This window comes from Cupriavidus sp. YAF13 (genome assembly GCF_052113425.1).
Lineage (GTDB): Bacteria > Pseudomonadota > Gammaproteobacteria > Burkholderiales > Burkholderiaceae > Cupriavidus.
Genome location: NZ_JBFRDD010000050.1, coordinates 25,251 through 47,681 on the forward strand (window position 1 = coordinate 25,251; position 22,431 = coordinate 47,681).

Annotated in this window: 22 protein-coding genes; 6 read left to right on the forward strand and 16 right to left on the reverse strand. The window is 66.6% G+C overall.

Annotated features, from left to right (window positions below):
- Window positions 1-12 precede the first annotated feature (12 nt).
- Window positions 13-1,272: a serine hydrolase domain-containing protein gene (locus AB4061_RS31185; RefSeq protein WP_441640078.1), complete on the forward strand. Its 1,260-nt coding sequence runs from the start codon at window positions 13-15 to the stop codon at window positions 1,270-1,272.
- A 165-nt stretch (window positions 1,273-1,437) separates the two neighbouring features.
- Here the strand turns inward: AB4061_RS31185 and AB4061_RS31190 are convergent, their stop codons facing one another.
- Window positions 1,438-2,325: an isocitrate lyase/PEP mutase family protein gene (locus AB4061_RS31190; RefSeq protein WP_441640079.1), complete on the reverse strand. Its 888-nt coding sequence runs from the start codon at window positions 2,323-2,325 to the stop codon at window positions 1,438-1,440.
- A gap of 42 nt (window positions 2,326-2,367) precedes the next feature.
- On the reverse strand, window positions 2,368-3,288 hold the full coding sequence (locus AB4061_RS31195; protein WP_441640080.1) for a tripartite tricarboxylate transporter substrate binding protein: 921 nt from the start codon (window positions 3,286-3,288) through the stop codon (window positions 2,368-2,370).
- A gap of 242 nt (window positions 3,289-3,530) precedes the next feature.
- On the opposite strand from AB4061_RS31195, the gene AB4061_RS31200 reads away from it, so the two are divergent.
- Window positions 3,531-4,478, forward strand: a complete 948-nt coding sequence (locus tag AB4061_RS31200; protein WP_441640081.1) for a LysR family transcriptional regulator — start codon at window positions 3,531-3,533, stop codon at window positions 4,476-4,478.
- 41 nt (window positions 4,479-4,519) lie between these two features.
- Here the strand turns inward: AB4061_RS31200 and AB4061_RS31205 are convergent, their stop codons facing one another.
- The 9 genes from AB4061_RS31205 to AB4061_RS31245 form a co-directional block, all read right to left on the reverse strand.
- Window positions 4,520-6,082, reverse strand: coding sequence for a class I adenylate-forming enzyme family protein (locus AB4061_RS31205; RefSeq protein WP_441640082.1), 1,563 nt, complete (start codon window positions 6,080-6,082; stop codon window positions 4,520-4,522).
- A 184-nt stretch (window positions 6,083-6,266) separates the two neighbouring features.
- The gene (locus AB4061_RS31210; RefSeq protein ID WP_441640083.1) at window positions 6,267-6,578 is read right to left on the reverse strand and encodes a Dabb family protein; all 312 of its coding nucleotides are present in this window, start codon (window positions 6,576-6,578) and stop codon (window positions 6,267-6,269) included.
- Between the two features lie 69 nt (window positions 6,579-6,647).
- Window positions 6,648-6,950: a YciI family protein gene (locus tag AB4061_RS31215; RefSeq protein ID WP_441640084.1), complete on the reverse strand. Its 303-nt coding sequence runs from the start codon at window positions 6,948-6,950 to the stop codon at window positions 6,648-6,650.
- Window positions 6,951-6,955: 5 nt separating this feature from the next.
- Entirely contained in the window at window positions 6,956-7,843 is an 888-nt protein-coding gene (locus tag AB4061_RS31220) for an intradiol ring-cleavage dioxygenase (RefSeq protein ID WP_441640085.1), read from the reverse strand.
- 76 nt (window positions 7,844-7,919) lie between these two features.
- Window positions 7,920-8,885 (reverse strand): sugar ABC transporter substrate-binding protein, encoded by a 966-nt coding sequence (locus tag AB4061_RS31225; RefSeq protein ID WP_441640086.1) that lies wholly within the window; start codon window positions 8,883-8,885, stop codon window positions 7,920-7,922.
- Window positions 8,886-8,964: 79 nt separating this feature from the next.
- Window positions 8,965-9,933, reverse strand: coding sequence for an ABC transporter permease (locus AB4061_RS31230; RefSeq protein ID WP_174423924.1), 969 nt, complete (start codon window positions 9,931-9,933; stop codon window positions 8,965-8,967).
- Window positions 9,930-10,889 carry an ABC transporter permease gene (locus AB4061_RS31235; RefSeq protein WP_441640087.1) on the reverse strand — a complete coding sequence of 320 codons (960 nt, stop codon included), beginning with the start codon at window positions 10,887-10,889 and terminating at the stop codon, window positions 9,930-9,932. Before AB4061_RS31235 ends, AB4061_RS31230 begins: the two co-directional genes overlap by 4 nt.
- A complete protein-coding gene (locus tag AB4061_RS31240; protein WP_441640088.1) occupies window positions 10,879-12,387 on the reverse strand; it encodes a sugar ABC transporter ATP-binding protein in 1,509 nt (502 codons plus the stop codon). Before AB4061_RS31240 ends, AB4061_RS31235 begins: the two co-directional genes overlap by 11 nt.
- A 165-nt stretch (window positions 12,388-12,552) precedes the next feature.
- Complete coding sequence (locus AB4061_RS31245; protein WP_441640089.1) at window positions 12,553-13,878, reverse strand: amidohydrolase family protein; 1,326 nt, start codon at window positions 13,876-13,878, stop codon at window positions 12,553-12,555.
- A gap of 211 nt (window positions 13,879-14,089) precedes the next feature.
- On the opposite strand from AB4061_RS31245, the gene AB4061_RS31250 reads away from it, so the two are divergent.
- A complete protein-coding gene (locus tag AB4061_RS31250) occupies window positions 14,090-15,004 on the forward strand; it encodes a LysR family transcriptional regulator (RefSeq protein WP_174423920.1) in 915 nt (304 codons plus the stop codon).
- A gap of 21 nt (window positions 15,005-15,025) precedes the next feature.
- Here AB4061_RS31250 and AB4061_RS31255 read toward each other — a convergent pair whose 3' ends face one another.
- Both AB4061_RS31255 and AB4061_RS31260 read right to left on the reverse strand, forming a co-directional pair.
- Window positions 15,026-15,904, reverse strand: coding sequence for an NAD(P)-dependent oxidoreductase (locus AB4061_RS31255; protein ID WP_441640090.1), 879 nt, complete (start codon window positions 15,902-15,904; stop codon window positions 15,026-15,028).
- A gap of 72 nt (window positions 15,905-15,976) precedes the next feature.
- Window positions 15,977-17,044: a maleylacetate reductase gene (locus AB4061_RS31260; protein WP_441640091.1), complete on the reverse strand. Its 1,068-nt coding sequence runs from the start codon at window positions 17,042-17,044 to the stop codon at window positions 15,977-15,979.
- Window positions 17,045-17,358: 314 nt separating this feature from the next.
- Here AB4061_RS31260 and AB4061_RS31265 point away from each other — a divergent pair, with 314 nt between their 5' ends.
- Window positions 17,359-18,351, forward strand: a complete 993-nt coding sequence (locus AB4061_RS31265) for an alpha/beta hydrolase (protein ID WP_441640092.1) — start codon at window positions 17,359-17,361, stop codon at window positions 18,349-18,351.
- A 72-nt stretch (window positions 18,352-18,423) separates the two neighbouring features.
- Here the strand turns inward: AB4061_RS31265 and AB4061_RS31270 are convergent, their stop codons facing one another.
- Entirely contained in the window at window positions 18,424-18,792 is a 369-nt protein-coding gene (locus tag AB4061_RS31270) for a type II toxin-antitoxin system VapC family toxin (protein WP_441640093.1), read from the reverse strand.
- A complete protein-coding gene (locus tag AB4061_RS31275) occupies window positions 18,786-19,004 on the reverse strand; it encodes a ribbon-helix-helix protein, CopG family (protein WP_441640094.1) in 219 nt (72 codons plus the stop codon). Before AB4061_RS31275 ends, AB4061_RS31270 begins: the two co-directional genes overlap by 7 nt.
- 212 nt (window positions 19,005-19,216) lie before the next feature.
- On the opposite strand from AB4061_RS31275, the gene AB4061_RS31280 reads away from it, so the two are divergent.
- Together AB4061_RS31280 and AB4061_RS31285 are read left to right on the forward strand one after the other, a co-directional pair.
- Complete coding sequence (locus tag AB4061_RS31280) at window positions 19,217-20,956, forward strand: nitrite/sulfite reductase (RefSeq protein WP_441640095.1); 1,740 nt, start codon at window positions 19,217-19,219, stop codon at window positions 20,954-20,956.
- A complete protein-coding gene (locus AB4061_RS31285) occupies window positions 20,949-21,545 on the forward strand; it encodes a DUF934 domain-containing protein (protein WP_441640096.1) in 597 nt (198 codons plus the stop codon). The genes AB4061_RS31280 and AB4061_RS31285 overlap by 8 nt, the downstream gene beginning before the upstream one ends.
- Here AB4061_RS31285 and AB4061_RS31290 read toward each other — a convergent pair.
- Window positions 21,511-22,371, reverse strand: a complete 861-nt coding sequence (locus AB4061_RS31290) for an alpha/beta fold hydrolase (RefSeq protein WP_441640097.1) — start codon at window positions 22,369-22,371, stop codon at window positions 21,511-21,513. The genes AB4061_RS31285 and AB4061_RS31290 overlap by 35 nt on opposite strands.
- Window positions 22,372-22,431: the final 60 nt, after the last annotated feature.

Consider the following 22,431-nt stretch of genomic DNA (forward strand, 5'->3'; position numbering starts at 1 on the left):
TGACTTCCTGCCATGATGACGATCGCTCGCCTGCCCTTCTTTCTCTGCTTCCCTCTGATTGCATTGCTCGCCGTCAACGCAAACGCTACCGCCCCCGACGAAGCATCCCTGGGCAAGGCCGAGGGCTATCCACCGGCTCGCAGCCTGAAGCAAGCCTACACGGAGCCCTATCTCGTCGGTTCGTTCAGCGCAATGGACAGCTTCAATCCGTCCTGTGCGCTCGCTCCGGCAAACGATCCGCTTGCGCTGAAGAAGGCCGCCATCGAGACACCGTTTCATTACCGCTTTCATGGCCGCGAGCTGACACTGGACGACTACATGCAGCGACAGCGCGCGACCGGACTTCTGGTTGTGAAGGACGGCGAGATTGTCGCGGAACGCTACAACTACATGCGCAGCGCCGACATGCGGATGCTCTCCAACTCGATGGCCAAGACGATTACCGCGCTGGCGATCGTCAAGGCGCAGGAAGAGGGCTTTATCCGCTCGCTCGATGACACCGCCGAGACCTACGCGCCCCAACTCAAGGACACGCTGTACGGACAGACCCGAATCGTGAATCTGATGCGCATGTCCTCGGGCGCCCGGTTTGTCGAGGACTACTCGGAGCACGACGACCGGGCCAGGTTCAACAATGCCGTGCGCCGGGCTGGCGTTGCCCAGGCCGCCCGGCTGATCACGGCGCGCAGCGATCCCGAAGGACAGCGCTTCAACTATGCCGGGGCCCAGACTCAAATCCTGGGGCTGGTGTTGCGCGGCGCCACGCGCCGCACGCTCTGTGATTACGTCGATGAGAAGCTGTGGAAGCCGATCGGCGCCCAAGCGCAGGCGACCTGGCTGGTGAATCCGGCCGACCAGGACGTGTTCGCGCAAGGTGCCTTCAATGCCACGCTGCACGACTACGCCCGCCTGGGCCTGATGATGGCAGCCGACGGACTGGTGAGGGGCACCGCCGTGGTATCACGCGACCACCTGCTCGCGATGACGGATGCAACACGGCAACCCGAAGCATTTCGGCCGGGCCACATGCAGTACCACGGCAGCACCTACTACGGTTATGGCCTGCAGACCTGGATCCTGCCCGGCAGCCACCGCCGCTTTGCCCTTCTGGGCGTCTACGGGCAGGCCATCTTCGTAGATCCCGCATTGAACCTGGTGGTGGTGCATACCGCTGTCGGCAAGGATGCCGCGGGCGACGCGAGCGGCGCCCACCTTGGCGCAGAACGCGACGCGCTGCTGCGTGGCATCGTATCGGCCTATGGAGACTGGTAGAAACGTGGATTGCCCCGGGTGTGCGCCTTGGGTCGACCGTCGTCGCGGACCCGGTCGATTCGGAGGGCGCCCCGGATCGTTGGCGAGGCCGGCCTCAGGAGGCAGACGGCCTGGCGGGCATATCAACCCAACCAACCCAGTCAACCCGCTATTGCCAGTCTCCAGTCAATGCAGCAGGGCATCCTCGAAAGCCATCTGCTCCGCCACATCAAACAGCGCCCTCAGGCTCGCCGCCCCCGCTGCCGCCGTCCCGTCATCGCTGCCCGCCCCGCGCACGGCATCCAGGCTGCGCCGCATCCCGGCTACCGCCGCGCCCGGCAACAACGTGGTCAGGCTAACCCGGCGAACCCCCAGTTCGCGCAGCCGCTCCAGCGGCACATTCGCGGCCGACGGGCTTGGCGCCAGCCCGGTCCCGGCGCTCAGCGTCACCGGGATATCCAGCGCGCGCACCAGCCGGGCGATATCGTCCTCGGTGCGCGGCGCAATGGGCAGCAGCATATCGGCGCCCGCCGCCTGATACGCCCTTGCCCGGAGGATGACCTGCTCGGTGGTTTCGCAGGCAAATGCGTCCGTGCGGGCAATGATCATGAAGTTGCTGTCGCGCCTGGCGCGCTGCGCGGCGTCGATCTTGGCGAGCATCTCGCCAAGCGGCACCACGTCCTTGGCCGCCGCCGAGCCCCAGCGCCTTGGTACCACCTGGTCCTCGATGTTCAGGCCGGCAGCGCCGGCTTCCTCGAACAGTTCCACGGCGTAGTGGACGCCGCGCGGGTTGCCATAGCCGGCGTCCGCATCGGCGGTGATGGGAATGGATGAGGCGCGGGTCAGCCGCCGGCAGTGCTCCACGCATTCCGTCAGCGTGAGCAGGCCGATGTCCGGCACACCCAGCAGGCTGTACGACAGCATGGCGCCGCTGATGCAGGCGCTCTGGTAGCCCGCCTGCTCCACCAGGCGCAGGCTGAAGATATCGTGGACGGCAGGCGCCACGACGAACGATTCCCGTTGCAGCAGGGTGCGCAGGGATGCGGTCTTTTGAGGCGGGGCAATGCGTGGCATGGACTTAGGATCGCGAGGATGGGTGGGAAGTCATGGGGCTGGTCACTCCTTGGGCATGCTGTCGGCCAGCTTGCGCATCATGGGCTTGCGCGCGGCGATTTCCCGGGCCCAGTCGTCTCCCGGCAGGTAGGCCAGCACCGGCGCATCGTTGCCGGCCTTTTTCAGGTATTCCGGATCCTTGAGGGTCGCTCGGATGGCCGCGCGCAGCTTCTCCACGATGGCTGGCGGCACGCCCGCGGGCACCGCAATCCCCCGCTCGGCCGGCATCACGTCGTCAAAGCCTTGCTCCCGGGCCGTGGGCACATCGGGCAGCGAAGCGGCTCGCTTCTCCCCCATCTGCGCGATGATCTTCAGCGGCACGGCCTCCTTGCTCGCATCCTGCAGTTCGCCCGTGGTGACCGCCGCAAAATCGATATGCCCGCCAAACAGAGCCGTCTTGGATTGCGCCGTCCCGTTATAGGGGACGTCGGTGACCTTGACGCCCGCCACGTTCTGCAATTGCAGTAGCGCCAGGTGCCCGTTCGTCCCGACCCCGTTGTGGCCGAACGACAGCGACGCCGGCGTCTTCTTCAACGCCGCCACCACGTCCTTCAGGTTGTTGTACGGGCTATCCTTGCGCGTCACCAGGATGGTCGGGTCGCTCAGCACCCGGGCGACCAGCCGCAGCGCGGCCGGATCGAAGCTGGTCTTGCGGTACAGCGGCGAGAACGCCATGGCCGGCAGGTTGACCACGCCAATGGTGTAGCCGTCCGGCGCCGAGCGCATCAGGCTGAGGTTGGAGATCTCGCTGGCGGCGCCAGGCTTGTTCTGCACCACCAGGCTGGCGTTTGCGCCAAGGTAGCGCTGGATGAACGGCGCCATCGTGCGCGCCATGGTATCGGTGCCGCCGCCGGCGGCAAACCCGACATAGACCTGGATGGGATGATCGCTGGGCCATTGCGCCCTGGCCGGAGTCGCCGCCATGCCCGTTGCGAACAAAAGCATCGCGCCCAGCGTGTGGATTGCGTAATCCGCCTTGCATGCCTTGCATGCCTTGAGCCCGTGCCGCATGATCTTTCCCTCTCCCAGCCGATATTGACAATGGCCAGACGATACGTACCTCCCGCGCGGGAAGAAAGCGACAAATCCTCACGTCCCCCGGTGAGATTTTGGAATGACCGCACGCGGGCCGGGCAGCAAAGGCAGCGCCAGGCCAAGGCATCGCCATGACACTCAAGCAACTCGAAGCGTTCTACTGGGCCGCGAAACTCGGCAGCTTTTCCGTCGCCGCCGCGCGCCTGCATGTCACGCAGTCATCGCTGTCAAAGCGCATCGCCGAGCTGGAAGACGATCTGGGAAAGGCCTTGTTCGACCGCACCGGGCAACGCTCGGTGATCACCGACGCGGGCGAGCGCCTGCTTGAGCATGCCGCCCAGATCCTCGACATCGAAAGCCGCATCCGCGCGGACCTGGACATGGCAAGCGCGCTGCGCGGGAGCTGCCGCTTCGGCATCAGCGAGCTGGTGGCGTCCACGTGGTTTCCCAGCCTGGTCGCGCGGGTGCGCCAGCTGCACCCGAACCTGGTGCTGGAGCCGCAGGTGGACCTGACGCTCAAGCTGGAGCGCAAGCTGGAGCGCGGCGAGCTGGATTTCGCGATCATCCCCGGCCCCTGCACCTCGCCCAACCTGTCACAGGAGAAGGTCGGCGAGCTGGCGTACAAGTGGATGGCGGCGCCGCAGCGGCTGGCTTGCGGCACTGTCCTCACGCCCCGGCACTTCACCGAGCACCCTGTGATCATGCTCAGCGCGCAAGCGGGCCTGACGCAGGCCTTCGAGAAATGGGCGGCGGCGCAGAGGCTGGAGATTCCCAGGGCGCTGGTCTGCAACAGCCTGTCGGCCCTGATTGCCATGGTGATGGCGGGCGTGGGGATCAGCCTGTTCCCGCAGTCCTATGTGGAGCCGTTTGTGCGCGCCGGCAAGCTGGCGGAGCTGACGAGCACGCCGGCGCCGCACAACCTGTCCTACTATTTCCAGTGGCGCACGGGGGACACGCGTGCCGTGGTCCGGTCGCTGAAGGCGATCACGATGGACGAGGCGGATTTCTCGGTGAGCTCGCCGTTGTGGCCGCAGGCTGGCGACGTGAAAAGGCCAGGGCAAGGCGCACGGAAAAAGTAGCGCAATCGCTGGCGACGGGGGCGCGCCCCCGCCCGCTTGCGTCAATCCAGCGGCCGTCCGGGCCGGAACCCGTCCCGCAGTTCCCGCTTGAGCACCTTCCCGATCGCACTGCGCGGCAGCACATCCACCAGTTCCAGCACGGCGAGCCGCTGCGTCTTGCCAACCTGCTCGTTGGTCCAGGCCATCAAGGCGTCATCAGACACCGTGGCACCATCGCGCCGAACCACAAATGCCACCGGCGTTTCGCCCCATCGCTGCGAGGGCACGCCAACCACCGCGCAATCCAGCACGTCCGGATGCTGCTGCAGGATCCCTTCGAGATCGCTGGGATAGATGTTGAATCCGCCGCTGATGATCATGTCCTTCTTGCGGTCCATCAGCGTGAGGAAGCCGTCTTCGTCGAAGCGGCCAACGTCGCCGGTGCGGATAAAGAGCTTGCCGGTGGCGTCGCGCCATTCGGCCGCGCTCGTCTTCTCCGGTTGCTTGTGGTAGCCGGCCATGATGGCGTTGGAATGGCCGACGACTTCGCCGATCTCGCCCACGGGCACTTCATGGCCGTCGTCGTCGATCAGGCGGATGTCATGGCCTTCCATGGGCTTGCCCACGGTGTGGAGCTTGTTGGGGAACTCGTGCGCGGCCAGCACGCAGCTGCCGCCGCCTTCGGTCATGCCGTAGTACTCGACCAGGCCGCCGGGCCAGCGCTTGAGGATCTCTGCCTTCAGCGCGGCGGAAAGCGGCGCGCTGGTGGAGAACTTCATCCGGTACGACGACAGGTCGTAGTCACCGAAGTCCGCGCGCGCCATCAGGCGCTGGTATTGCACCGGCACCAGCATGCTGTGCGTGACGCGGTGCTGCGCGGCCAGTTGCAGATAGCGCTGCGCGTCGAACTTAGGCATCAGCACGGCGGTGCCGCCGAGCGCCAGCGTGGGGATGAAGCTCACCAGCGTGGTGTTGGAGTACAGCGGCGTGGAGATCAGCGTGACGGCGTCGGGGCCGTAGCCGCCGGATTCCTGGACACGGCGGATCTGGTTCCAGCGCAGGGCGTGGGCGTGCACGATGCCCTTGGGCGTGCCGGTCGTGCCCGAGGAGTAGATGATGTTGAACACCTGTTGCGGCGCGATGGAATGCGCTTGCGGGCGGCTGCCGTGCGGGGCCAGCCAGGCTTCGAACGCGAGGCCGGCGGGGGCGTCGGCCAAACCGATGAGGCGGGCCTGGATGTTGTCCTTCACCGGCGCGATCTCGCGCAGGACGTCCGCGTCGACAAAGAGCACCCGGGCGTCGGAGTCTTCGACCATGCCAGCCAGGCTTGCCGGCGTGGAGGACGGGGCGAGCGGCACCAGGGCAACGCCGGCGCGCAGGCCGCCGATCAGGATAGCGGCGTATTCGATGGACGCTGCCGCGCAGATGGCGAGCGAGGCGCCGGGCTGCAGGCCGTCGCGTTGCAAGGCGCTGGCAACGCGGTCGGCCAGCGCGTCGAATTCGGCATAGGTAAGCGAGCCGCGGCTGTCGACGACCGCGACATGTCCGGGCCGCTCGGCGGCGTGCAGGCGGACGCAGTCCGCGAGGTTGCCGATCGGCTGCGCCAGAAGTTCTGTGATGCCCATAGGAATGTCCTGTCTCCACTTGGCGTCGCGAGAGACGGGTCCGGGGAGAACTGTCTGGCGCGCGCGAATTATCGTTTTGAACGGCCGGGCATCCGGCGTTCATCCCATCGGCCTGCCGGTATCGGCGCAGGCCGGGGTAGATTTTCGCATGGACGCGGCAAAGCTGCCCGCAGCCGCCGGACATTCACGCCGACGGCTCGTAGTCCACCTGGTGCCGTGCAATGCGCAAGTCACCCAGTTCCTCCTTCACCCGCAGGTGCTCCGGGTGGGTGGCGTACCCCTCCAGCGCCTTTTGCGATTCGAACTCGGAGTACAGGACCACGTCGCAGGCGTAGTTGACCTTGCTCGAGTCCACGCCGACTTCCAGGTGGCGCATTCCGGGGATACGGCCCCGAAGCCCTTCGAACGCAAGCTTGAGCCGCGCCACGGCGTCCTGCTTGTCGACGTCGGTTTCTCCGCGCAGGTTCCACATCACGATGTGTTTGACGATGGACACGATTTCTCCCTTTGCCGATCTTGGCGGATCTTGGCTGATGTTCCTGATGTTCTTGATGCGCAGCCAACGTCAGGCCGGCGGGAAACCAACCTTCTGCGGCCACAGGTTGCTAAAGCCATGCACGGTCGATTGCCCATAGACGCCGGCCTGCGTAAAGGGCTCGCCCGCCAGCCACGCCTTGGCCTCGGCAAGCGACGGAAAATCGATCACCAGCAGGCTGCCGGCCATGGTGGTGCCGTCCTGCGCCAGCAGCGGGCCCGCGAAGGCGATGCTGTCGGCCTTGGCGCCGAGATAGATCTTGTGCTCCGGGCGCACGCGGGCGCGCAGTTCGCCGGTGCCGGGCTTGTCGAGAAGATGGAATACGAACAGCATGAGGCCTACCTCCGGGATGGCGCCGGCACTGCCGGTGCCGGGTTGAGAATGAAATCGAAATCCAGCGTGTAAAACGGCGTGGCCGATGACGTGCCGTCCGGGGCGGGGCCGGCTTCGTTGCGCACCCAGTCCCCGATCAGCGAGCTGCGCACGCCGAAGACCGCGTCGGAATCCAGGTATTCGCCGCCCTCGCGGAACACATGGGTGATGAGCGTCTCGAACCCCGGCGCCGAGATCATGAAGTGCAGGTGCGCGGGACGCCACGGATGGCGCCCCATGGCCTCGAGCATGCGGCCCACCGGGCCATCGTGCGGAATCGGGTAGCACTCGGCAACGATCGACTTGAAGTGAAAGCCGCCATTCTCGTCGGCTTTCAGCGTGCCGCGGCCTTGGTGGCCATCAAGGCCCGCCTGCTGCACATCGTAGAAGCCCTCCGAATCCGCCTGCCAAACTTCCAGCCGCGCGTTCGGCACCGCCTCGCCCGTCACGCTCTTGACCTTGCCGCTGACATAGCAGGGCTCGCCGGTCATGCCGTTGGCTACGTCGGCGCCCAGTTCGTACTCTGGCGCGTCGTCCACGTAAAACGGCCCGAACACCGTGGCCTCGGTGCAGCCGCGCGGCTTCTTGTGGTTCTGCGCGGTGACCAGCGTGGACAGGCCGAGCGTGTCGGACAGCAGGATGAACTCCTGCCGGCTGCCGGTGCAGGTGTGGCCGACCTCGGTCAGGAACTTGATGCCTTCGGCCCATTCGGCCTCGGTGAGATGCACTTCGCGGGCAAAGGCGTGGAGATGCTGGACCAGGCTGGTCATGATCTCCTTCAGCCGCCCGTTGGGCATGTCGGCATGCCGCGCCAGCACGGCCTGTGTGATGGTCTCTTCGTCTAGGTTGCGCATGATGGGTGTTCTCTTGTGGTTGTTCCCGCGGGCGGTATTGTGGATGCTCTTGCGGACGCTCTTGCGGACATCAGGATCAGGCCTTGGTGGCATCTTCCCAACGCGGGCAGGCACGCTTGCTCACCGGGATGTCGATCGACTGGTAGTTGGTCTTGTCCACCACCGTGGCCGGCAGCACGATGCTCTGCGTGACCGGCATGCCGCGCAGCTTGCGGATGGCGGCGGTCATGCCCAGGCAACCCTGGGCAAATCCATTGTAGTCACCGGTGGCGAGCATGGTGCCGGCCTTGATCGCGTCGATGGCCTCCTGCGTGCCGTTGATGCCGGACACCAGCGCCTTGCGGTTGGCGCCCTGCAGCGCCTCGATCGCGCCGATGGCCATGGCGTCGTTGGCGGCAAAGATACCGTCGATCTGCGGGTACGACTGCATCAGGTTTTCCATCACCTGCAGGGCCTGCAGGCGCTGGTAGTTGGCCGGCTGCGAGGCCACCAGCTTGATGCCGGGGAAGGCCTTGAGCGCGTCGTGCATGCCTTTGACGCGGTCGATATTGGTCAGCGAGCCCTTGATGCCTTCCAGCAACACCACATTGCCCTTGCCGCCCATGGCCTTGAACAGGTGCGTGGCGGTCTTCAGCCCCAGGTCGTAGTCGCTGGCGCCGACGAAGGAGACAAAGTTGCCCACGTCGCTCTTGTCGGTCACGTTGACCACCGGGATGTTGGCCGCGTTGATCTTCTTCACGCCCGGCCCCATGGCCTTGTAGTCCACCGGGACGAAGACGATGGCGTCGGCCTTCTTGACGATCACGTCCTCGATCTGGCTCATCTGCTCCGGGATGCTGTCCGGCTTGGTGGGGATGTAGTGGGTGACGCGCGCGTTCATGCTCTTGGCCGCGGCGTCCGCGCCCTGGCGCACGACCTGGAAAAACGGGTTGGTCTGGTTCTTGGTGAACACCGCGATGCGTTCACCGTCCGCGTGGGCCGGTGCGGCCAGGATGCCGAGGGCCAGCAGGCCGGCCAAATTCTTCAGGTTACGTACGTTCATGTTGTCTCCTTTGTCTTTGATGAAAAGCTGCCACCTCGATTGACGACCTTGTTTGACGGCCTTGTTTGACGACGTCGAGCTAAGACCTCACGCCCAGCCGCTTGCGCGACAGCGTATCCAGGAATACCGCCAGCACCACGATCACGCCCGTCACCAGCGGTTGCCAGTTGGCGCTGACGGTGAGCAGGTTCATGCCGTTGAGCACCAGCGTGAGGATGATGGCGCCGACCAGCGTGCCGGATACCCGGCCCACGCCGCCGAACAGCGAGGTGCCGCCGATCAGCACCGCGGCGATGGCGGGCAGCGTCAGCGCCTCGCCAATGTCGCCCTCGGCCGAGTTGAGCCGCGCCAGGAACACCAGGCTGGCGATGCCGGCCATGGCGCCGCTCACCAGGTACACCAGCACCAGCCGCCGCTTGACGGGCACGCCGGAGAGCCGGGCCGCGACGGGATTGGCGCCGATGGCGTAGATCTCCTGGCCATAGGTGGTCTTCTGCGACATGGCGGTGCCCGCCACCAGGAACGCCAGCATCAGGTAGACAGGAATGGGCACGCCCCACAGGTAGCCGCTGCCGATCGCCCGAAACGCTGGTGGAAAGCCGTGGATGGTCTCGCCCGCCATGAACCAGTAGGTGACGCCGTGCAGCACCCACAACATGCCGTAGGTGGCAATGAATGGCGGGATGCGCAGCATGGCCACCAGCAGGCCGTTGGCCAGCCCGATCAGGGCGCCGGTGCCCAGCCCCGCCCCCACGCCGAGCATGGTGGAGCCGGTGGCCTTCATCACGGTGGCCGCCACGCAAGCCGACATGGCCACGTTGGCGCCCACCGACAAGTCCAGCCCGCCGGTCAGGATCACCAGCGTCACGCCTGACGCCAGCAGGAACAGCAGGCTGGCCTGGCGCAGCACGTTGAGGATGTTGCCCAGCGTCAGGAACGCATCGGATGCCACCGCCAGCAGCAGGCACAGCAGGCCGAGCGCGAACAGCCGGTAGGCAAACGAGCGGGCATCCGCCGAGAGTGGCGGGAACAGAGTCGCCGTGTTCATGCTTTCCCCTTGAACGATTCGATCAGCAGCACCACCAGCACCAGCAGCCCGATGGCCGCCACCTGCACCGACGACTGCACGCCCACCAGGTTGAGCCCGTTGCGCAGCACGCCCACCGCCAGCACCCCCAGCACCGTGCCGGGCAGCCAGCCGTTGCCGCGGTCGAAGGTGGTGCCGCCCACCGCCACCGCGGCGATGGCGTCGAACTCCAGCCCGATGGCCGCCGTGGGGTGCCCGGCATTCATGCGCGCCGTGAGCAGCAGCGCGGCCACGCCCGCCATCAGCCCGCCCAGCGCATAGACGGCGATCAGATAGACATTGATGCGCACGCCGGAGAACTTGAGCGCCTCGCGGTTGCCGCCCAGCGCGAACACATAGGCGCCAAAGCGGGTGTGGTAGAGCAGCCAGTGGAACAGGCCGTAGAACACCACCGCGATCCAGACCGGGAGCGGCACGCCCAGCAGTTGCCCGGCGTAGATCAGCGGAATCGTGTCGCCGATGCCGGTCACGCTCTGGCCATCGGTGGCCACCAGCGCCAGCCCCTGCGCGGCGCCCAGCGTGCCGAGCGTGGCCACGAACGGCGGGATCTCCAGCCACGACACCAGCGCACCGTTGAGCAGGCCGAACGCCAGCCCGGTAAGCAGCGCCGCGCCCAAGGCCAGGGGCAGCGATTCCGTGGCCACCATCACCATCGCCAGCACCACGCCGCACAGCGTCAGCACGGCGCCCATCGACAGGTCCAGCCCTTCGGTCATGATGATCAGCGTCATCGGCAAGGCGATCAGCAGCAGGATGGTGGATTGCGTGCCGATGTTCAGCAGGTTCTCCACGCTCAGGAAGCCCGAGCCCGTCACACTGAAGCCCAGCGAAAGCAGCAGCAGCACCCAGACCGATCCGGGCACCTTGCCGATGGACAGGCCGAGCGGCCGCGGTAGTGCGTTGGTATCAAGCATCATTCATCCCCAGTTGCAGAATGCGTTCTTCGGTCATCTCGCCATGGGCGACTTCGCCGGCGATGCGCCCGCCGCGCATGACATAGGTGCGGTCGCAGACATTGATGATCTCCGGCAGTTCGGAGCTGATCAGCAGCACGCCGGCGCCCTGCTTCACCAGGCTGTCGATCAGGGCAAAGATCTCGGCCTTGGCGCCTACGTCGATGCCGCGCGTGGGCTCGTCGAAGATAAACAGCTTCGCTTCGGCGACCAGCCATTTGCCGATCACGATCTTTTGCTGGTTGCCGCCGGAGAGGAACTGCGCCAGCTGGTTGCCGTCGGGCGTGGCAATGCGCAGCCGCGCGATCTCGCGCTCGGCCAGCGCCTCGGCCTTGTCCGCGCGATACCAGCGCGCGGGAAAGGCACGCTGCAAGCCGGCCAGCAGCAGGTTGTCGCGCACCGTGCGGATCAGCGCCAGCCCCTCCGATTTGCGGCTTTCCGGAATCAGCGCGGCACCCAGTTCACGAGCGCGGTCCGGGCCGCCGGTGAGACGCTTGCCAGAGATGTGGATTTCGCCCTGCCGGATCGGGTCCGCGCCAAACACGGCGCGCGCCACCTCGCTGCGGCCCGAGCCCACCAGCCCGGCCAGCCCCACGATCTCGCCGGCGCGCACCTGCAGGTTGATATCCGCGATGCCGCTGTCCGCGCTGACGTTGCGCACATCCAGCGCCACTTCGCCCAGTTGCGCGCTGCGCTCGCGGCTGTAGCTCATGTCGACCTTGCGCCCGACCATGCGCGCCACCAGCTCGTCCGGGGTCGCGTCGCCGGGCAGGCAGGCGCCTACCTTGCGGCCGTCGCGCAAGATGGTGATGCGGTCGCCCAGCGCGAAGACCTCCGCCATGCGGTGCGAGATATAGATCATCGACACGCCATCGGCCTTGAGCCGCGCGATCACGGCGAACAGCTTCTCCGTCTCGCGGTCGGACAGCGCCGCGGTGGGCTCATCCAGCACCAGGATGCGCGCGTTCTGCGACAGCGCCTTGGCGATCTCCACCATCTGCTGCTGGGCCACGCCCAGCGCATGCACCGGCGTGCGGGTGCTCACCTCCATGCCCAGGATATCGAGGATGCGGCGCGCTTCGGCGTGCATCCTGGCGGCATCGACGGAGCCGGGAATGCGCCCGCGCGGCTCGCGGCCCAGGAAGATGTTCTGCGCGATGTCCAGGTAGGGCACCAGCGAGAACTCCTGGAAAATCACCGCGATGCCCAGGCGCATGGTGTCGGCCGGGCTGGTGATCGCCACCGGGCTGCCGTCGTGATAGAACTCGCCGGCATCGGCCACGTAGACGCCGCACAGCACCTTCATCAGCGACGATTTGCCGGCGCCGTTCTCGCCCAGCAGCATGTGCACCTCGCCGGGGTAGATGGCGAACGACACATCGTCCAGCGCCTTCACCCCGGGGAAGTTCTTGCAGATGCCGCGCATCTCGAACAGCGGCGCGATTTCGGTGATTGCATTCATGATGCGAGCCTGAAGATCTTGCCGGCGCCGATGCCGTGCGGGGCGGGTTGTCGATGCATGTGGTCTCCTCCTTATCGTTGGTATCGTTCGGTTCGTGGTCTTCTAGCGCTGGCGGCACGTTGATGCGCCTGCCCTTCCTTTTTGCCTGCGGGGCATCGCTTGCGCTCACCGCCCCGCCGCCAGGCGTTCGCCCGACGCGCGCAGCGCCTCAAGCTTGCCCGGCAGCCCGTCCACCAGCAGCCGGCCGTGGCGCTTGCGCGCCTTGCCTGCCACGAACACGCTGTCGATATTGGCCAGGCTGGCCTGCATCACGATGGCGCTCACCGGATCGTGCAGCGGCATCATGTTGAGCTTGCGGGCGTCGATCATCACCAGGTCGGCCTGCTTGCCCACGGCCAGCGAGCCGATGCGGTCTTGCATGCCGAGCATCCGCGCGCCGGCCAGCGTGATCCAGTCCAGCGCATCGCGGCAGCTCACCGCGTGCGCGGGAGCGATCCCACCGTACTGCTGGCGGTACTCGGCATGGTCCAGCGCGCGCTGGATGCCCAGCGCCATGCGCGCGGCGATAAACATCTCGCCGGACAAACCCGATTCCAGGTCCACGCCGAGCGACGGCGCGGCGCCCAGGCGCGTCAGCCGGCCCGTGATCGGGAAACCGTGGCCCTGCGTCAGTTCGTTCTCCGGCGTGACAGAGAAACTCATGCCCAGCCCGACGAAGCGCGCCAGCTGCGCGTGCGTGAGGTTGTTGCCGTGCACGATGTTGATATGGGGACCAAGCAGCCCGGCCTGCTCAAGCCGGTCCCACCCCTGCGGCGTGCGGGCGCTGCCGCCGCCCTGGTGCATGCTGGCCAGCAGGCCAAATTCCCGCGCCAGCGCAAAATCGTGCAGCGCGACTTCCAGCGTCGAGTAATGCGGGCCGAGGATGGCCAGGCCGAGGCTTAGCAAGGACGAGCCTTGCAGCCGCCGGGACAAACGCTCCACCTCGCTGCGCGGGTGCGGCGTTTCCCAGAACGGCAGCGCGCCGGGCTTGGGGTCCGGCTTGGGCGAGCCGTGCAGGAACGCGGCGCGGATGCCGGCATGATCCAGCGCGTCCAGCGCGGCATCGCTGTGCGCCGGCGTGGGGTTGTTGTGGCACCAGTCCACCAGCGTGGTGGTGCCGCAATCGAGCTGGTTCCAGGCGCCGACAAGCGTGGCAATGCCGATGTCATCGGGCGTGAAGCGCGTGGCCAGCCCGGCGTGCATCTGCCGGAAGTACTCGGTCAGCGTCCAGCCCGAGGCAACGCCGCGCAGCGCGGTCTGCCAGGTGTGCATATGCGCGTTGACAAAGCCGGGGGCGACGATGAAGCCGCGAGCGTCGATCAACTCGGCGCCGTCCGCTTCAAGATGCGGCGCGATGGCGGCGATGCGCTCGCCGTCGATCAGCAGGTCGCCGGTGAACTCGCCGAGGGCGGGTTCCATGGTGACCAGGGTGGCCCCGCGTACCAGGATCATGGGTGTGTCTCCGTTGCCTGGCGGCGCTGCCTGTGGCCGGCGCGCCGCTCTGGGTTTTGCAGGCGTCCTGTCATGCCTGACAAGCGCTGGAACAAACTCTATACTGCCGGCAAATGGAAAAAAACGACGGATAAGGAAATCTTCTTTCCGCCAGGCGAGAGAATCAAAATGGCTCGCGCGGCGGACCAAGAAGCACGCGGGGAGACAAGGCATGGACCGTTGGACCGAGTTCGAACTCTTCGTCCAGATCGCGGAGCTGGGCAGCATCAGCAAGGCCGCCGAGAGCCTGGACATTTCCAACGCGGCGGCAAGCCGCTACCTCACCTCGCTGGAGCAGCGGCTATCGGCGCGGCTGATCGAGCGCAACACGCGCCGGCTTTACCTGACCGATGTGGGGCACGAGTTTTTCCGGCGTTGCAAGGGCGTGCTGACGGAAATGAAGGAGGCGGAAGCCGCGGTCAACGCCAATGTGCTGGAGCCGGGCGGCACGCTCACGGTCACCGCGTCGCTGTCGTTTTCCATGAAGCACCTCGCGCCGCTGCTGCCGGATTTCACCAGCCTCTACCCCAAGGTGGACGTGAACATCCTTGCGGCCAACCGCTACTACGACATCATGGACAGCGGCATCGACCTGGCCATCCGCACGCGGGAGTTCGAGCCGGATTCCGGCCTGACCGTGCGCCGGCTGGCCGAGACGCGCCGCATCCTGGCCGCCTCGCCGCGCTACCTGGACCGCATGGGCACGCCGCGCGAAGTCGACGACCTGCTACGCCACCACATGCTGATCTACTCGTACGCCAACCGGCCACACGAGCTGGCCTTCACCCGCAATGCAGAGGAGAAGACGGTCACGGTGCGCAGCAAGCTGGAGTCCAACGACGGCCAGGTGATCCGTGCGGCCGCGCTGGAGGGCCTAGGCATCCTGGTGCAGCCCAAGTACATCGTCTACGACGATATCGTGGCGGGCCGGCTGATCCCGGTGCTGGACGACTGGGACCTGCCCCGGCTCACCATCAACATCGCCTTCCAGAGCCGGCGCTACCTGGCCGCCAAGGTGCGCCTGTTCATCGACTATCTGGTGGCGCACTTCGAGCGCATGGACTACGAGCGCAAGTGGACGTCGTGACGGTGCGCTTAAGCGCCCTGCCTAGCCATTGATGCTGGGCAGCCCGGCGGCGAGCCGCGCGGACTTGATCACCGCGGCATAGTCGTCGCCGGCCATGCCCTGCGCGGCGGCGCCCTGCAGCATCTGGCCCAGCAGCGCGGTGAGCGACAGCGGCACGCGCAGGTCGGCGCCCGCATCCAGGATCAATCCCACGTCCTTGAGCATCTGGTCCACGGTGAAGGTGGGCGTGTAGTCGTTCTCCACCAGCTGCGCGGACTTGGCCTTGACGATGGGCGCGGCCACCGCGCTGGTGGTGATCACGGACCACATGTCCTGCCATTTGAGGCCACCCTTGGCGCCGAGTGCCAGCGCCTCGGCCAGCATGCCGGAGGTCAGGCCGATCATCAGGTTCACCACCAGCTTCATCAGGCGCGCCTGCTCGGCTTCGCCCAGGTAGAACTGGGCCGGCCCGAGCGCGGCCAGCAGCGGCTTTGCCACCGCATAGGCGGCCGCCGGGCCGGACACCAGCGCGGTCAGCTGCGCCGCCTCGGCCATCTTGTTGTTGCCGGATACCGTCACGCGCAGGTACGGGATGTTGCGCTGCGCCAGCACGGCGGCCACGCGGGCAGACGCTTGCGGCGACACCGTGCTGGTATCGATATACAGCGTGCCCGGCGCGGCCAGCTCCGCCACTTGCGCGCCCACGGCCTCGAAGGCCGCGTCGTGCGGCAGCGAGCTGAACACAACGTCCTTGCCGGCGGTTGCCTGCGCGAGCGAGCCGGTCGTCTTCAGCCCGGCCTGGCGCCCGGCTTCCAGCACGGCGGGCGACAGGTCGAAGCCTTCGACAGCGTGCCCGGCGGCGGCCAGGTGACGCCCCATGGGCAAGCCCATCTTGCCGATTCCGATAAAGCCGATTTGCATTGTTCGTCTCCGATGCGTTGCGCGTTTTGTGTTGTGCGTTGTGTGTTGTGCGTTGTGTGTTTGCGGGCCCGCTCAGTCCGGGCGCACGCCTTCAAATGCGGCCTGCAGCAATTCGCGAATCGGCGCGCGCTCGATCGGGCGCGGATTCCAGTACGGGTTGGCCATGGCGACATCCGCGGCGCGGTCCAGGTCCTCGGCTTTCATGCCGATATCGCGCAGCGCCGTGGCCGCGCCATGGCGGGCGGCCAGGTCGTAAAGCGCGGCGGCGGCGGAGACGCCCTCGCCGCCCATGGCCCGGCGGATCCGCGCCATGGCATCCGGCGCGGCCATGGCGTTATAGGCCATGGCGTGCGGCAGCACCGCCGTGTGCGTCTCGGCATGGGGCAGGTTGAAACTGCCGCCCAGCGTATGGCACAGCTTGTGGTGCAGCGCCATGCCGACGCTGCCCAGCACCGTTGCGCACAGCCAAGCGCCGTAGAGGCAATCGGCGCGGGCATCCAGGTCGGTGGGCGCAGCAAACACGCGGGGAATGCCGCTGGCCAGCGCCCGGATGCCCTCCTCCGCCATCAGCGACGTCACCGGGTTGGCATCCTCGGCGTACAGCCCCTCGGCGGCGTGGGCGATGGCGTTCAGGCCGCTGGTCACGCTCAAGGCCACCGGCAGGCCCACGGTCAGCGCGGGATCGTAGATCACGGTGCGCGGCAGCACGCGCGGGTCGCGGCCGGTTTTCTTCAGGCCCGCGTCGGTGAGGCCATAGATCGGCGTCATCTCGGACCCGGCGTAGGTGGTGGGAATCGCCAGGATCGGCAGGCCGGAGGTCAGCGCGATGGCTTTGCCCAGCCCGGTGGTCGACCCACCGCCAAGGGCGATCATGCAATCCGCGCCCACTTCCTGCGCATGCGCAATCGCCGCGCGGGCGGATTCCACCGGCACGTGCATTACCGCGCCAGGGTAAATGCCGGCGGACAACGGCCCGAGCGCATCGGACAGCCGCGTTGCGTCTTCGGCCTGGTTGGGTGTGCACAGCACCAGCGCCCGCCTGGCGCCCAGCCGTTCCAGTTCTTGCCCCACCTGGCTCAGGGTGCCCGCGCCAAATAGCACGCGCGTGGGCTGGGCCACGTATAAAAATGACGTTGGCATGGTTTTGTCTTCCTCCGCAAGGATCGGGATCTGTGCCCGCTTGTCGTGTGTCTTGTCCAGCGCTTGTGGCGTTGAGCAGCCAGAGACCACAGCCAGCGGACGCGCCAATGCACGTTAGCCTTCCGCCGGGCGGAAAGAAATGCCGCGATGGGAAAACACTCTTGACGCATGTGGAAGAATTCACGCCCTCCACCAACGGATGTCGCGCGGTGGCGGATTCGGTGCTAGCTTCCTGGCTGGACTAGCGCACTTTTCGATTCTGTCCCGACAGCGCGGTCCCTTCTGCAATCCACCCCTTGCGCAAAGCGAATACCGTGAAACTTCGAACCGCCACGCTCGCCGTCTCCGCCATACTTTCCGTGATGCTCGTGGCCCTTGCCGCAGCGCTGGCCGCAGGCGGCCCGACCCGGCCAAAACCGATGCTAAGCATCAGCGATCCGTTCAAGGACGTGGATTTCTCTGCGCTTGCGGCCCCGGCACATTACGCGGCACGCGACGGCGCGCAGCTCACCTACCGCCGCTATCCCCCTGCCGGCGGCCTGCCCAGCCGAGGCAGCGTGGTATTGGTGCATGGCTCCTCGGCCAACAGCCAGAGCATGCATCCGCTTGCACAGAGCTTCGCGCAGGCCGGCTTCACGGCCTACGCCCTGGATATGCGCGGCCACGGGGCCTCCGGCCCGCGTGGCGACATTGCCTACATCGGGCAGCTCGATGACGACCTGGAGGACTTTGTGAGCGCCGTTCAGCCCGCCGGCCCGAAGACGCTGGTGGGATTCTCATCAGGCGGCGGCTTTGCGCTGCGCGTGGCGGGCGGCGCGCGCCAGGCGCTGTTTGACAACTACTTGTTCATGGCGCCCTTTACGAACCGCCGCGCGCCCACGTTCCGCCCCGACGCCGGCGGCTGGGTCTCGGTCGGCGTGCCGCGCGTGATCGCGCTCACGCTGCTGAACCGGATCGGCATCACCGCCTTCAACCACTTGCCCGTTCTGGCCTTTGCCATCAACGACGCACCGCGCGCCGAACTGACGCCGTCCTATTCCTACGCGCTGGCGACGAATTTCCAGCCCGATGAGGACTACCAGCGCGATATTCGCGAGATCCACAAGCCGGCGGCGGTACTGGCCGGGCAGGACGATGAAGTGTTTGTCGCCGCCAGGTTTGCGCAGGTGTTCACCGATGCGGGCCGCCCGGATATTCCGGTCACGCTGGTGCCCGGCACCGGCCACATCATGCTCACGGTGTCACCGGCCGCCCGCGCGGCAGCGGTGCAGGCCGTGGAGCGGCTGGATGGCGTGGCCGGGAAATGACTGGCATGGCAGCGCCGGGCTGCGGGGAAGAATAGCGACTGGCGGCGATGGGCGCGCTCTCGCTCATTTGAGTTATTTGAGTTGATAGGGAATCCGCACACCAGGCTCGCTGATTGAGAAGTCTTTGGTATTGCGTGTGACCAGCAACATGGAATGCGCTTGCGCGGACGCCCAGATAATCGCATCAGGCAGCTTGATTCGCGCGGTCTTTCGAATCTGGACGGCGCGAGAGGAAACCGCATCATCGACTGCAATCAGCCGGAACGTATTGAGCCACGCGCGCAATGTCTGCTCTTCTTCAGCCGTTGCGCCGGCCATCACCTCCATCCAGGTGATGACATTGATCGCCTTTGACTCGTAGCGGCGCATCTCGATCATTGCCTCTTCGATTCCGTTCAGGTGGTCGATCAGGATGTTGGTATCGAAGAGCGCGTTCACCACTCCTCCCGCAGCTTTTCCTGATACGCAAGGCCATCCACCTCGCGGTGCTTCCAAAGCCCGAAGGTGTCAGAGGCCAGGCCGGGCTTGCGCTGCGCTATGTACGCTTGAATTGCCTCGCGAATGACTACCGCCCGAGGGCGCCTTTCTGCCTCGACAATGGCGGCCAGCGCTTGCAGCTGGTCCTCCGCAAGGTCGATCAGGATGCGACTCATGATGAACCCATAAATGATATGTGATATACGCATCGTATATCATTCAATTTGAAACAACAAGGCACCGGCAAGGCATCTGCTCCGGCCCGAACAGGCCCCTTCTGCTCCTGTTCGGCACGGGCAAGGGGCGCTAGCCTCATGGCTACCCACAAGCCCCTCGCCGGCGGGGGTGAACTCCCCCCTTCCCCGCACGGCACACCTGGAAGTGCTTCATGTATGTGTATGACACCGTCGACCAGCAACTGGTCGACCAGCGCGTTGCGCAGTTCAGCGGCCAGACCGAACGGTTTCTCACCGGCCAGCTCACCGAGGACGAGTTCCGCGTGCTGCGGCTACAGAACGGCCTCTACATCCAGCGGCATGCGCCCATGCTGCGCGTGGCGATTCCGTACGGCATGCTGGTGTCGCGGCAACTGCGCAAGCTGGCCGAGATAGCGCGCCGCTTTGACCGCGGCTACGGGCACTTCAGCACGCGGCAGAACATGCAGTTCAACTGGCCGCGCCTGGAGGACGCCCCCGCTATCCTGGCGGAACTGGCGACCGTGCAGATGCACGCCATCCAGACCAGCGGCAATTGCATCCGCAACACCACCACCGACCACTTCGCCGGGCTGGCGCCGGATGAGATCGTGAACCCCCTGGTGTGGTGCGAGATCATCCGCCAGTGGTCGATGCTGCATCCCGAGTTTGCCTTCCTGCCGCGCAAGTTCAAGATCGCGGTGAGCGGTGCCACCACGGACCGCGCAGCGGTGGGCGTGCACGATATCGGCCTGCAAGCCGTGGAGCGCGATAGCGAGCTTGGCTTCCGCGTGTGGGTGGGCGGCGGCATGGGCCGCACGCCCATGGTCGGCAAGCTGATCAACGCCTTCGTGCACTGGTCCGACCTGCTCACCTACCTGCAGGCCACGCTGCGGGTCTACAACCTGCACGGCCGGCGCGACAACAAGTACAAGGCGCGCATCAAGATCCTGGTCAAGGACCTGACGCCGGGCGTGTTCGCGCAACAGGTGGACGAGCAATGGCAGCGGATCCGCGGCGGCCCGGACACGGTCAGCGCGGACTTCGTGGCCGGCGTGGCGGGCCGCTTCACCCTGCCGGACTATGATCCCGCGGCGGCGCACGAGGCCGGCCCGGATCCCGAGCTGGCGGCGGCGCATCCGCGCTTTGCCCGCTGGCTGCGCAGCAATGTGCACGCGCATCGCGTGCCCGGCTACGCCGCCGTGACGGTCTCGCTGAAGGCCACCGGCATGCCGCCCGGCGACATCACCGCCGACCAGATGGATGCGGTGGCGGACCTGGCGGAGCGCTTCGGCTTTGGCGAGCTGCGGGTCTCGCACGAGCAGAACCTGATCCTGGCCGACGTGCGCCGGGGCGCGCTGTTTGCGCTCTGGCAAGCGCTGGACGCGCTGAACCTGGCCACCGCCAACATCGGCCTGCTCACCAATATCATTGCCTGCCCGGGCGGGGATTTCTGCTCGCTGGCCAACGCGGTGTCGATTCCACTGGCCGAGGCCATCCAGCGCCGCTTCGACGACCTGGACTACCTGTTCGAGATCGGCGAGCTGGACCTGAACATCTCCGGCTGCATCAACTCCTGCGGGCACCACCACGTGGGCCATATCGGCATCCTCGGCGTGGACAAGGCCGGCGAGGAGTGGTACCAGGTGACCATCGGCGGGCGCCAGAACGGCGCGGCCGGCCATGCGCTGCTGGACCCGCACAAGGGCGGCGGCGCGGCGATCGGCCGCATCATCGGCCCGTCGTTCGCGCGCGATGAAATCCCGGATGTGGTGGCGCTGCTGATCGATACCTACCTGTCCCTGCGCGACAGCGAGGCGGAGCGGTTTATCGACGTGGTGGAGCGGGTTGGCCCGGACCCCTTCAAGCAGGCGGTCTACCAGGACCCGAGGATCGTCGCGCGGCGGCAGCAAGCGGAGGAAGCCCGTGCCTGATCTCCAATCATTGCCACCGCCAAACAATGTGATTCGCAACGGCCAGCTGGAAGCAGACATCTGGCGCGCCTTCGTGCCGGACGAGAACGCGCCGGTTTCGGCATCGACATCGACATCGGCAACACACGCGCTGCCGCCGGATGAAAACGGCTGGCTGGTCACCCTTGCCACATGGCGCGCAGCCCACGACGCCCTGCGCCGGCGCCGCCACCCGGTGGCCGTGTACCTCGGCCCGGATGCGGACCCTGAAGACCTGCTCGAGGCGGGCGCCGCCACCATCGATGCCACCGGCATCGCGCACCTGGCGATCGACTTCCCGGTCTATACCGACGGGCGCGGCTATTCGCTGGCGCAGCTGCTGCGCACGCAATATGGCTGGGGCGGCGAGCTGCGCGCGGTGGGCGACGTGATGATCGATACCGTGCACTACATGGCGCGTTGCGGCTTTGATGCCTTCGCCGTCAAGCCGAGCCACGACCCGCAGGCCGCGCTGGCGGCGCTAGGGACGTTCACGGTGCATTACCAGAAGACGTACCCGGCCGCCACCGCGCCGGCTATTTCGGCAACCACTCGTCCAGCAACGCGTTGACTGGCTCGTGGGCCTCGTACTGGACCCAGTGGCCCGCATTGGCAATGACGCGGCCTTCGCGGCGCGGGCTGCCCCGGGTCATTGCCGCGATGGCCGGGACGGCATCCGCCGTGACGTCGTGCTCGCCCCAGGCCAGCAGCACCTCGCCGCCGAAGCGGTCCAGCGCGCCGCGCAGGTCGCCGGAGCGGGAGATGTTCTTGCTGCGAAAGCGCGTGAGGCGGCATGACTCGGTATGCGCGTACATGGCCATGGCGTCGATCTTGGCCGGGTCGGCCATCATGAACGCCGCCAGGTTGTAGCGCATCGCCACCGCCAGGGCCTCGGCGTCCGCGGCCTTGCGCCAGTCCACCAGCGCACGCTGCTGGCGGCGGATGCCGCCATGGCCGCCGGAGCCCATCAGCGCCAGCCGGCGCACCGTGCCGAGCGACGCGGCCACGTTGGCGGCCACCAGCCCGCCGAAGGAGAAGCCAACCAGGCTGAGCGCCTTGTCGCAGCCGGGCAGTTGCCTGATGCCCTCGACAAGCGTGCCGGTCATCACGGAAAGATCGCTGGCGATATCGTCCGACTCGCCAAACCCCGGCATGTCCGGCGCCCACACCGTGCGGTGCGCGGCCAGCGCCTCGATATTACGCACCCAGTGCAGCCAGCTCCCATGCCCGCCATGCAACAGGACCACGGGTTGCCCCTGGCCAAAGCGGCGCCAGACCATGCGGCAGCCATCGGCATCGGTGACGATCCGTTCGGATTGTTGCAACAGGGCGGCCGCCTGCGCTTCGGGTTGGGCTGAAGCGACAGGCGTTTTGCTGATCATCTGGGTCATTGGCATGGGCGCGCGCCGCCTGGCCTCCGGGCGCGGCTATCTGCCTCGGCGCACCTGGGGAAGCCG